The organism is Mycobacterium arosiense ATCC BAA-1401 = DSM 45069 (assembly GCF_002086125.1).
Classification (GTDB): Bacteria; Actinomycetota; Actinomycetes; order Mycobacteriales; family Mycobacteriaceae; genus Mycobacterium; species Mycobacterium arosiense.
Genome location: NZ_MVHG01000130.1, coordinates 1 through 9,328 on the forward strand (window position 1 = coordinate 1; position 9,328 = coordinate 9,328).

Consider the following 9,328-nt stretch of genomic DNA (forward strand, 5'->3'; position numbering starts at 1 on the left):
CCGTCGTCTACCGCGGCGCAGCAGTCCTACGCGCCATCACCCTCTGGCTACCCCATTTGTCAGACACGCCCTAGCCGCGGCTGGGGATGGTGAGTTTGCAGGCCTGGCCGATGTCGAGGGTCCGCAGCACCCGGCCCATGCCGATCCACAGCGCGCAGGACAGTGCCAAATCGGCCAGCAATTCGTCGGAGAAGTGCGCGGCGCACCGGCTCCAGAAGTCTTCGTCGTCGCGCAGCGCGGTGTGCTCGGTGGCGAAGCGGTCGGCGAACTCAGCGGCCAGCCGCTCCTGTTCGCTGTAGCCGGGCCAGGTGCGCCACTCGCGGACATGGTCGTAGAACTCCTCGTCGACGCCCGCGGCGGGTCCGTCTTCGTCGCGGGTGTTGACGCAGACGACGCACTCGTTGCGGTGGGCGATCACGGCGCGGGCCAGTTCGCGGGTGCGCAACGGCAACCGGTTCTTGGTGTACACCGCCTGGCTGAAGCCGCCGAGCGCGCTACCGATGTCGGGAGACTTCGCAAACCATCCGGCCAGGTCGTCGTCAGCAAATGTTCCGATTCGGCTCATGGCGTGATGGTACGCCCGCGTCATCACACGGGTTGGGGATGTCGGCGAATGCGTATCGTCACCGGCTAGCGAGCGGCCGACGGCATTGCCATGGTCGGCTGCTCCTCATGCCAATCCCGTTGGGCCAGAACGCGGTGCGCCACGCGGTCCAGCGCTGCCTCCACCGCGCGGCGGTCCGGGCGGCCCTCGAATCCCGGCGACCGGGCGAGCTTGTCGACCAGCCAGGCCAACAGCAGCGAGTGCACGTATGCCACTTGTTGATTCCCGGCTGGGGTGAGCCACATCTGCTCGCCGTCCCGCCGCACGTAACCCCCGGATATCAGGCGGGCGAAGGTGGGCTCGAGGACTTCGAACGGTATTCGTAGGTAGTCGGCCATGTCGGTGAGCTGGGCGCTCCCGTACATCTGGGTGTAGCGATTGATCCGCAAGACCCCCCACAACCCGGCGACGTCGAGCCGGCAATCGGGTCGCATGGCGATGCTGCGCAGCCGCATGCCGGTCTCGCCGCGCAGCATCCGCGCGATCGCGTTCTCCAGCATCTGGTCGGGCGTCTCGGTGGTCGGCATGCCGAACGCGTCGCCGAGATCGGTTGTGCTGTCGTGGATATCGCGCAGCGGGATCTCGCGCAAGAATAGCGCCAGCGCGAATCCGACCAGGGCGACCGGCGCCGCCCAGAAGAAGACCTGGGTGAGCGATTCGGCGTAGGCCGCCACGATCGGGGCGGCCACGTCATGCGGTTGCCGGTGCAAAGCCCCGGGTGAACTGACCGCGCTGGGTGGCGCGCCGCTGGCCGCCAGGGCCGGACCGATTCGGCCGTTGAGGAAGTTCACGAACAGCGAGCCGAAAATGGCCGCGCCGAACGAACTTCCGATGGTCCGGAAAAACGTCACACCCGAGGTGGCGACGCCGAGGTCTTCGAAGTTCGACGTGTTCTGCACGATGAGGATCAGCACCTGCATGGACAACCCGATGCCGGCCCCGAGGATCACCAAGTACAGCGACTGGATCAGGGCGGAAGTGGACGGCTGCATGCGCGACATCAGCAGGAAGGCCAACGCCATCAGCGCGGTGCCGGCCACCGGAAAGATCTTGTACCGGCCGGTCCGGCCGACGATGGTGCCGCTGCCGGTCGAGGTGACCAGCATCCCGAGCACCATGGGTAGGGTGCGCAGGCCCGAGGTGGTAGCCGAAACACCGTTGACGTACTGCATGTAGGTCGGCAGGAAGGTCATCGCGCCCAGCATGGCGAAGCCCACGACGAAGGACAGCACGCAGCAGACGGTGAACACCGGGCTACCGAACAACCGGATCGGCAGGATGGGTTCGGCGGCGCGGCGCTCCACCATCACGAACACACCGAGCGCCACCGCGGCGCCGACGAACAGGCCGATGATCGTCGGTGATCCCCACGGGTAGAGGGTGCCGCCCCAACTGGTGGCCAGCGTCAGGCCCGCGGCGCCCAGGCCCACGAACGTGATCCCGGCGTAATCGATGACGGGCTTGGCGGAGGCGGTCAGTGCGGGAACCGCCGCTGCCGCAACGAAGATGACCACGACCGAGATCGGCACGTTGACCCAGAAGGCCCAGCGCCAGGTCAGGTAGTCGGTGAAATAGCCGCCGAGCAGCGGACCGATGACCGTGGTGACGCCGAAGACCGCCCCGAGGATGCCCTGATATCGGCCCCGCTCCCGCAGTGGGACGACCTCGCCGATCAGCGCGCTGGCCGTGACGGTGATGGCGCCACCGCCGATTCCCTGCAGGGCGCGCGCCCCCACCAGCATGGCCATCGACTGGGCCAGTCCGCACAATATCGAGCCGACGACGAAAAAGATTACGGCGGTTTGGAATACGCGTTTGCGGCCGAACACGTCGCCGAGCTTGCCCACCAGCGCGGTGACGATGGTCGATGCGAGCAGATAGCTGGTGACGACCCAGGACTGATGCCCGGCATCACCCAGGTTGACGACGATGGTCGGCAGCGCGGTCGCGACAATGGTCTGGTCCAGCGCCGCGAGCAGCATCCCGAGAACGATCGCGATGAAGATCAGGTTGCGCCGTTGCGGGCTGATCAGCTCGCCGCTGGAAGCGGGGCGAGTTTGGGTCGCTGCCCTCGAGCTCGTCATACCCTCGCAGACGTTACCCGTCGGCAGGGTCAGCTGGGTGGCCGCGACACGCACTGCGCCGAGTACAGCTCCACGCCCAGTTTGTCCATCAACTCCAGCTGGGTCTCGAGGTAGTCGATGTGCTTTTCCTCATCGGCGACGATTTCTTCGAAGAGGTTCGCGGTGGTGGAGTCCTGCTTTTCCCGGCACAGGATGATCGCCGGCTTGAGCCGGTCCATCACCTCGTATTCGATGGCCAAGTCCGCCTCGAACTGCTCGCGCAACGTCTGGCCGATCCGCAGCGAGAACAGGCGCTGGTAATTCGGCAGCCCGTCGAGCAACAGGATGCGGTCGGTGATCGACTCGGCGTGCCGCATCTCGTCGAAGGACTCGGCCCGGGTGTGCTCAGCTAACTCGGTGAAACCCCAGTTGTCCTGCATCTTGGAGTGCAGGAAGTATTGGTTGATCGCGGTGAGCTCGCTGGTCAACTGCTCGTTGAGCAGACGCAAAACTTCCGCATCCCCTTGCATTTTCACTCCTATGGTGTGAGCGGCTGTCGTATGTGGCCGCGGCGGGCGCGCTGGGCTGGAGCGCACAAACCTGGGCTGTAGCAGCACTTTGCCACGGCCGCGAGGATTGTTCCAGCAAGGTTTGGCTGCGCTCAGTGCGCCCCCGAGTGGGTCAGTCACCCCTTGGTTAGGTTAGACTGGGCTAACGAACTTAGGTTAGACTCCACTAATATGCGCCAGGTGTATTCGGCTTCGTCGCCACGGTGCCCGATGACTCGGAACGCCCGCGGCGGGGACGAATCGCAGACGCTGGGCCGAGCTCTCGACGAAGGGGATTCCGACGTGCAGGAGGTGCGCTGATGTACGTGTGCCTCTGTGTTGGGGCAACCAACCAGACGGTGTGCGATGTCGTCGCACAGGGCGCAACGACCTCCAAAGAGATCGCCGCCGCATGTGGGGCGGGCGGTGACTGCGGTCGCTGCCGGCGCACGCTGCGCGCGATCCTGGCCGCGTCGGCCAAGCTGGAGACGGCTCGGCCGGTCTAGCCGCCGCGTCAGCGTTTGTTACATCAACTCTTGTTAAAGGCGGCCAGGGCCGCGGCGTTGGCTTGCGCGCCCATGAGTTCGGCGAAGTGGGCGTTCTCGCGGGCGGTGGCCGCCACGATCTCGGGCCGGACGGGTTCCATCATGGTGTGCTTGACGGCCATCAGGCTCGAGATTGGCTGGGAGGCAAGGATTTCCGCGTGCTGCCGGGCCTGCGCCAGCAGCTCGTCCGGTTCGCAGACCCGCCAGACCAGCCCCATGCGCAGCGCCTCGTCGGCGCCCACCCATTCCGACGACATCAACAGCCAGGCGGCATTCTGCCGGCCCACCAGCTGGGGCAGCAGGTATGACGATGCCGCTTCGGGCGCCACGCCCAGGCTGGTGAACGGGCACTTCAGGCGGGCGGTCGACGACATGAACGCCAGATCGGCATAGCCCAAAATGGTGGCACCGATGCCGACGCCGACGCCGTTCACCGCGCAGATCAGCGGCTTGGGAAAGGCGCTGAGGGTGTTGATCAGTCCGACGAAGCCGTGCTTGCCCGGGGTGAAGTCCGGGTCGGTGATGCGGGCCTGCATCTCGGCCAGGTCGGTGCCGGCGCTGAAACCGCGTCCCGCGCCGGTCAGCAGCACGACCGCGACCTCGGGATCCTCGGCGGCGGCCAGCAGCGCCTCGGCGGTGGCGTCGTAGAGGGCTTCGTTGAACGCGTTGAGCGCCTCGGGCCGGTTCAGCGTGAGGGTACGTACCCGCTTGTCGTCGTCGATCTGCAGCGTCACGCCAGCAGCCTAACGAGGTCAGCCGTTGCTGTAGACGCGGGTTGGCGCGATGAGGACGACGGCGCGGCCCTCGGCGGCCATTACCCTGTCGTACTCGTCCCAATCGTCGTGGGTGCCGCCGGCGGCGGTGAACACGTCGCGAAGCAGCAATCGCAACTGGCCGGCGTCCGTCAGCCAGGGCCGGGGATCGTGCGGGCCGACCAGCTCGGCGCGGCCCTCGACCGTCGCCCACCGCCACCCGTTGCGGAAGGTCACGGCCAGCTGCGGCCGCACGCGCAGGTTGGCCAGTTTGACCTTGCCGTAGGTGGTGAAGCCGAGAACTGGTTGACCGTCCGCGGGGTGCGCCAGCAGTCCGACGTTGACCAGCGAAGCCTGGACCGTCGCGTCAGCGCGAACGGTGGACACCACCGCCAGACCGCTTTCCGTCGCGGCCAAGGCGACAGCGTCGCGCAGTGTTGTCATGTGAGCCCCTTATCTGCTGAACGGGCTGGCGAAGACGAACCGGCTCGTCGGGACGGTGTCGATGTTCTCGTTGGCGCCAAAGGCGCTGGTGCTGGCGACCATTCGCCCCAGCCGGTCCTGCAGGTCGTCGTCATCGGCGGCTCCGAAGAAAGCGTGGAGGTCGGTGATGGCCTCGATCGGGAACAACTCCTCGACGATGCCCGCGATTCCCGGCGCGTCCTGGGTCAGGGCCCGCACCACCCAGTTCTGCGTGTAGCCGAACGTCGACTGCGTTTCGATGGCCACCGGCGTGTGGTTTCCCTGCCACCGCGTCAGCCAGGTCGCCTGGTCCATGTCGGCGGGCCGGCGCAGCAGCGCGATGTTGGCCAAACCCGGTGTGCGAGCACCGTATTCGACGGTCGGTGCCGCCAGCGGGACGGATTCGGTCACCAGATACGCGGCGAGCTGTTCACATTCCTGCGCGAGGAATTTGAATGCGGCCGTCATCTGCTCGCCGTAGCACTGCTGGGTCCACATGCTCACCACCGCCGCGACCGGCGGGTCCAGGGTGGTCAGTGTCATCAGCGAATGACGCACGGTGCAGTCGCGAACGTTCATCTGCAGGCCGGCGAGGCCCAGTTGCAGCAGCGCGTCGGCGACGTGACCCCGTTGCCGGGCACACCACGCGTCATCGGGCTCGGCACGCCTGAGCACGGCGATCACCTTCTCCATAGGCAGAACCTACCTGGGGCGGGCCGCCGGGCGGAGTTACTTCACCAGCCGTACCTGGTGCTGGCTGCTGATCAACGTGCCGATGAGCCCGGCCAGCTGGCGATAGGGCTCGTCGCGCCCGCTCGATGAGCGGTAGACCAGACCGATCCGCCGTCCCGGACGGGGCGCGGCGAACTGCGCCAGGCCCAGGCGACTGCGCGACGCCTCGACCGGCACCGCGCTCTGCGGAATGAGTGTGACGCCCAGGCCGCCCGTCACGCACTGCACCGCGGTCGCCAGGGACGCGGCCCGGGTGTTGGCCAGCTCCGCCCGCACCCCCGCCTTGTGACAGACGTCGAGTGCTTGATCGCGCAGGCAGTGACCCTCGTCCAGCAACAGGAGCGGCAGGTCCGCCAGTGCCGTCGCCGGAACCCGCCGCTTGCCCGCCAGCGGATGGCCGGGCGGTAGGGCGAGGACGAAATCCTCGTCGTAGATGGGGATCGCGGTGACACCGGCACCCTCGGCGGGCAGGGCGATCAGCGCCGCATCCAGTGCGCCCGCACGCAGGACCGCCAACAACCGTTCGGTTTGGTCTTCGGTCACCCGCAGCGTCAGCCCCGGCAGCCGTTCGGCGATCCCGGCCAGCACGGTCGGCAGGACATAGGGCGCCACCGTCGGTATCAGCCCCAGCCGCATCCCGGTCCGCAGCGGATCCGCGGCGCCGGCCGCCGCGGCGCTGAACGCGTCGGCGGCCTCGACGACCGCCTGGGCCCGTGGGAGCAGTTCCGTGCCCTGCGTTGTCAACAGGACACGCCGCGTCGACCGTTCGACCAACCGGGTGCCCAGGCCCGTCTCCAGCGCCGCCAGGGCCTGCGACAGCGTCGATTGGCTGACACCGAGAGCCGTTGCGGCACTGCTGAATTGCCGCTTCTCGGCGATTGCCACGAACGCGCGTAGGCCGGCGATGGTGGGCTGATAAGTCTTATCGGGCATACTTATGAGTATAGTGGGAAATATCACCTTTACTTCAATAAGGCTACCCGGCAACATGGTGGAGGACATCTAATCTTGAGTAAATCCAGATAAGGAGCGATATGCCTCTGCTGACCATCGGCGACCAGTTCCCCGCCTACGAGCTCACTGCGTTGATCGCGGGCGATCTGTCCAAGGTCGACGCCAAGCAGCCTGGGGACTACTTCACCACCATCACCAACGAGGACTATGCCGGCAAGTGGCGAGTGGTGTTCTTCTGGCCGAAGGACTTCACCTTCGTGTGCCCGACTGAGATTGCCACGTTCGGCAAGCTCAACGACGAATTCGCCGACCGCGACGCGCAGGTTCTGGGTGTCTCGATCGACAGCGAGTTCGTGCACTTCAACTGGCGGGCCCAGCACGAGGACCTGAAGACGCTGCCGTTCCCGATGCTTTCGGACATCAAGCGGGAGCTGAGCCTGGCCACCGGTGTGCTCAACGCCGACGGCGTGGCCGACCGGGCCACCTTCATCGTCGACCCGAACAACGAGATCCAGTTCGTCTCGGTGACCGCGGGTTCGGTGGGCCGTAACGTCGAAGAGGTGCTGCGCGTGCTGGACGCGCTGCAGTCCGACGAGCTGTGCGCGTGCAACTGGCGCAAGGGTGACCCGACGCTGGACGCCACCGAGCTGCTCAAGCAGTCGGCCTGATCCGGGCGTGGATCGCATAAGGTCGGATAGGGAGGCGAGATGAGCGTAGAAAACCTCAAGGAAGCGCTGCCGGAGTACGCCAAGGACCTCAAGCTCAACTTGGGCTCGATCACTCGCACGACCGAGCTCAACGAGGAGCAGCTGTGGGGCACCTTGCTCGCCAGTGCCGCCGCGACGCGGAACACCCAGGTGCTCGCCGAGATCGGGGCCGAGGCGGCCGACATCCTGTCCGCCGAGGCGTACAACGCCGCGCTGGGAGCCGCATCGATCATGGGCATGAACAACGTGTTCTACCGTGGCCGGGGCTTCCTGGACGGCAAGTACGACGATCTGCGCGCGGGGTTGCGGATGAACATCATCGCGAACCCCGGCGTGGAGAAGGCGAACTTCGAGCTGTGGTGCTTCGCGGTGTCGTCGATCAACGGATGTCCGGACTGCGTGGCCGCTCACGAGCACACGCTGCGCGAGGCCGGCGTCAGCCGGGAAACCATCCAGGAGGCGTTGAAGGCCGCGGCGATCGTTTCCGGCGTGGCACAAGCGATCATCGCCGCCCAGACGCTGGCGACCGTCGGCTGATCGCGCCTTCGTGGCCAGCACCGTGACCAGCACCGTGACCGGACCCGCCTGGGTCCAGCACGCGATCTGGTGGCAGGTCTATCCCCTGGGGTTCGTGGGAGCGTTTCCCACGCCGCAGGCGGGCGAGCCGCCGCAGCCGGAGGAGCACCGGTTGCGGCGGCTCGTCGACTGGCTGGACCACGCCATCGAACTCGGGGCTTCCGGTCTTGCGCTGGGACCGGTCTTCGCCTCGCGCACACACGGTTACGACACCACCGACCACTACCGCATCGACCCCCGGCTGGGCGATGACGACGACTTCGACCACCTGATCGCCGAGGCACATCGTCGCGGACTGCGGGTGCTGCTCGACGGGGTGTTCAATCACGTCGGTCAGGATTTCGCGCGCTACCGCGAGGCGGCCGATGACGCCGCGGCCGCACGGTGGTTTCGCGGGCGGCCCGGCCGATTTCACACCTTCGAAGGCCATGACGGGCTGATCACCCTCAACCACGACAACCCGGAAGTGGTTGACTACGCAGTCGACGTCATGGCGCACTGGCTGGGCCGCGGCGCCGACGGCTGGCGACTTGATGCGGCTTATGCCGTGCCGCAACATTTCTGGGCATCGACGTTGCCGCGGGTCCGCGAGCGCTACCCGGACGCATGGTTCGTCGGGGAACTCATCCACGGCGACTACGCCGCGGTCGTGGAGGCCGCCACCTTCGATTCGGCCACGCAATACGAGCTGTGGAAGGCGATCTGGAGCGGCCTCAACGACGGCAATTTCTTCGAGTTGGACTGGGCGCTGCAGCGCCACAACGAGTTTCTGACCGGCTTCTCGCCGCTGACGTTCATCGGCAACCACGACGTCACCCGCATCGCCAGCCGCCTGGAAAATCCCGAACACGTCGCCCACGCGCTGGTGCTGTTGCTGACGGTCGGCGGGGTGCCCAGCGTGTATGCCGGCGACGAGCTGGGATTCCGGGGCGTCAAGGAAGAACGCTTCGGCGGCGACGATGCGGTGCGCCCCGAGTTCGGTCCTCCCCCACTGGAATTGGATGCTTTCGGCGTGGACCTGTGGGCGCTGCACCAATTTTTGATCGGGTTGCGTCGCCGGCACGCGTGGCTGCACGGGGCGGCGACCACCGCGCTGCGGCTAAGCAACCGGCAGTACGTCTACGAGACCCGAAACGGCGATGACGCGCTACTTGTCGCGCTCAACATCGGCGACGAGCCGCTGCGCCTGGCGCTTTCGGAGTTGGACACCGCCCACCGGCGGGTCATCGGCGGGTCGGCGGCCCCACCGCAAAAAGTCGTCGACACGCTCGTGGTGGAACCGCACGGCTGGCGGATGCTGGGCAGCACCTAGTGTCCTGAGTCGTTAATTCGCCCGCTCTTGTTAGTATGGGTGATGCCGTCGCCGCATGCTGCCACGATCGTGT

General features: G+C 66.6%; 11 protein-coding genes. 4 read left to right on the forward strand and 7 right to left on the reverse strand.

Features of this window, described 5'->3' with window-relative positions:
• Positions 1-70 precede the first annotated feature (70 nt).
• The 3 genes from BST14_RS26635 to bfr form a co-directional block, all read right to left on the reverse strand.
• Positions 71-565, reverse strand: coding sequence for a carboxymuconolactone decarboxylase family protein (locus BST14_RS26635; protein ID WP_083067304.1), 495 nt, complete (start codon positions 563-565; stop codon positions 71-73).
• A gap of 65 nt (positions 566-630) precedes the next feature.
• Positions 631-2,688 carry an MDR family MFS transporter gene (locus BST14_RS26640; RefSeq protein WP_083067303.1) on the reverse strand — a complete coding sequence of 686 codons (2,058 nt, stop codon included), beginning with the start codon at positions 2,686-2,688 and terminating at the stop codon, positions 631-633.
• A gap of 29 nt (positions 2,689-2,717) precedes the next feature.
• Positions 2,718-3,197, reverse strand: a complete 480-nt coding sequence (gene bfr / locus BST14_RS26645; protein ID WP_083067295.1) for a bacterioferritin — start codon at positions 3,195-3,197, stop codon at positions 2,718-2,720.
• Between the two features lie 338 nt (positions 3,198-3,535).
• On the opposite strand from bfr, the gene BST14_RS26650 reads away from it, so the two are divergent.
• On the forward strand, positions 3,536-3,721 hold the full coding sequence (locus BST14_RS26650) for a (2Fe-2S)-binding protein (RefSeq protein ID WP_083067296.1): 186 nt from the start codon (positions 3,536-3,538) through the stop codon (positions 3,719-3,721).
• A 23-nt stretch (positions 3,722-3,744) separates the two neighbouring features.
• Here BST14_RS26650 and BST14_RS26655 read toward each other — a convergent pair whose 3' ends face one another.
• Genes BST14_RS26655 through BST14_RS26670 form a run of 4 tightly spaced genes read right to left on the reverse strand, consistent with a single transcriptional unit; the run spans position 3,745 to position 6,639 of the window.
• Positions 3,745-4,494: an enoyl-CoA hydratase/isomerase family protein gene (locus tag BST14_RS26655; RefSeq protein ID WP_083067297.1), complete on the reverse strand. Its 750-nt coding sequence runs from the start codon at positions 4,492-4,494 to the stop codon at positions 3,745-3,747.
• An 18-nt stretch (positions 4,495-4,512) separates the two neighbouring features.
• Entirely contained in the window at positions 4,513-4,956 is a 444-nt protein-coding gene (locus BST14_RS26660; RefSeq protein ID WP_083067298.1) for a TIGR03618 family F420-dependent PPOX class oxidoreductase, read from the reverse strand.
• A 9-nt stretch (positions 4,957-4,965) separates the two neighbouring features.
• A complete protein-coding gene (locus BST14_RS26665) occupies positions 4,966-5,667 on the reverse strand; it encodes an EthD domain-containing protein (protein ID WP_083067299.1) in 702 nt (233 codons plus the stop codon).
• A gap of 36 nt (positions 5,668-5,703) precedes the next feature.
• A complete protein-coding gene (locus BST14_RS26670) occupies positions 5,704-6,639 on the reverse strand; it encodes a hydrogen peroxide-inducible genes activator (protein WP_083067300.1) in 936 nt (311 codons plus the stop codon).
• Between the two features lie 101 nt (positions 6,640-6,740).
• Between BST14_RS26670 and BST14_RS26675 the strand changes: the two genes are divergently transcribed.
• Genes BST14_RS26675 through BST14_RS26685 form a run of 3 tightly spaced genes read left to right on the forward strand, consistent with a single transcriptional unit; the run spans position 6,741 to position 9,255 of the window.
• Positions 6,741-7,328 carry a peroxiredoxin gene (locus tag BST14_RS26675; RefSeq protein ID WP_083067301.1) on the forward strand — a complete coding sequence of 196 codons (588 nt, stop codon included), beginning with the start codon at positions 6,741-6,743 and terminating at the stop codon, positions 7,326-7,328.
• Between the two features lie 39 nt (positions 7,329-7,367).
• Positions 7,368-7,904 (forward strand): alkyl hydroperoxide reductase, encoded by a 537-nt coding sequence (locus BST14_RS26680; protein ID WP_083067302.1) that lies wholly within the window; start codon positions 7,368-7,370, stop codon positions 7,902-7,904.
• A gap of 22 nt (positions 7,905-7,926) precedes the next feature.
• Complete coding sequence (locus BST14_RS26685; RefSeq protein WP_083067305.1) at positions 7,927-9,255, forward strand: alpha-amylase family protein; 1,329 nt, start codon at positions 7,927-7,929, stop codon at positions 9,253-9,255.
• The last annotated feature ends 73 nt before the right edge of the window (positions 9,256-9,328 follow it).

Coding starts and splice junctions, on each gene's coding strand:
- BST14_RS26635 (WP_083067304.1), bottom strand. CDS start 565: ATGAGCCGAATCGGAACATTTGCTGACGACGACCTGGCCGGATGGTTT.
- BST14_RS26640 (WP_083067303.1), bottom strand. CDS start 2,688: ATGACGAGCTCGAGGGCAGCGACCCAAACTCGCCCCGCTTCCAGCGGC.
- bfr (WP_083067295.1), bottom strand. CDS start 3,197: ATGCAAGGGGATGCGGAAGTTTTGCGTCTGCTCAACGAGCAGTTGACC.
- BST14_RS26650 (WP_083067296.1), top strand. CDS start 3,536: ATGTACGTGTGCCTCTGTGTTGGGGCAACCAACCAGACGGTGTGCGAT.
- BST14_RS26660 (WP_083067298.1), bottom strand. CDS start 4,956: ATGACAACACTGCGCGACGCTGTCGCCTTGGCCGCGACGGAAAGCGGT.
- BST14_RS26665 (WP_083067299.1), bottom strand. CDS start 5,667: ATGGAGAAGGTGATCGCCGTGCTCAGGCGTGCCGAGCCCGATGACGCG.
- BST14_RS26670 (WP_083067300.1), bottom strand. CDS start 6,639: ATGCCCGATAAGACTTATCAGCCCACCATCGCCGGCCTACGCGCGTTC.
- BST14_RS26675 (WP_083067301.1), top strand. CDS start 6,741: ATGCCTCTGCTGACCATCGGCGACCAGTTCCCCGCCTACGAGCTCACT.
- BST14_RS26680 (WP_083067302.1), top strand. CDS start 7,368: ATGAGCGTAGAAAACCTCAAGGAAGCGCTGCCGGAGTACGCCAAGGAC.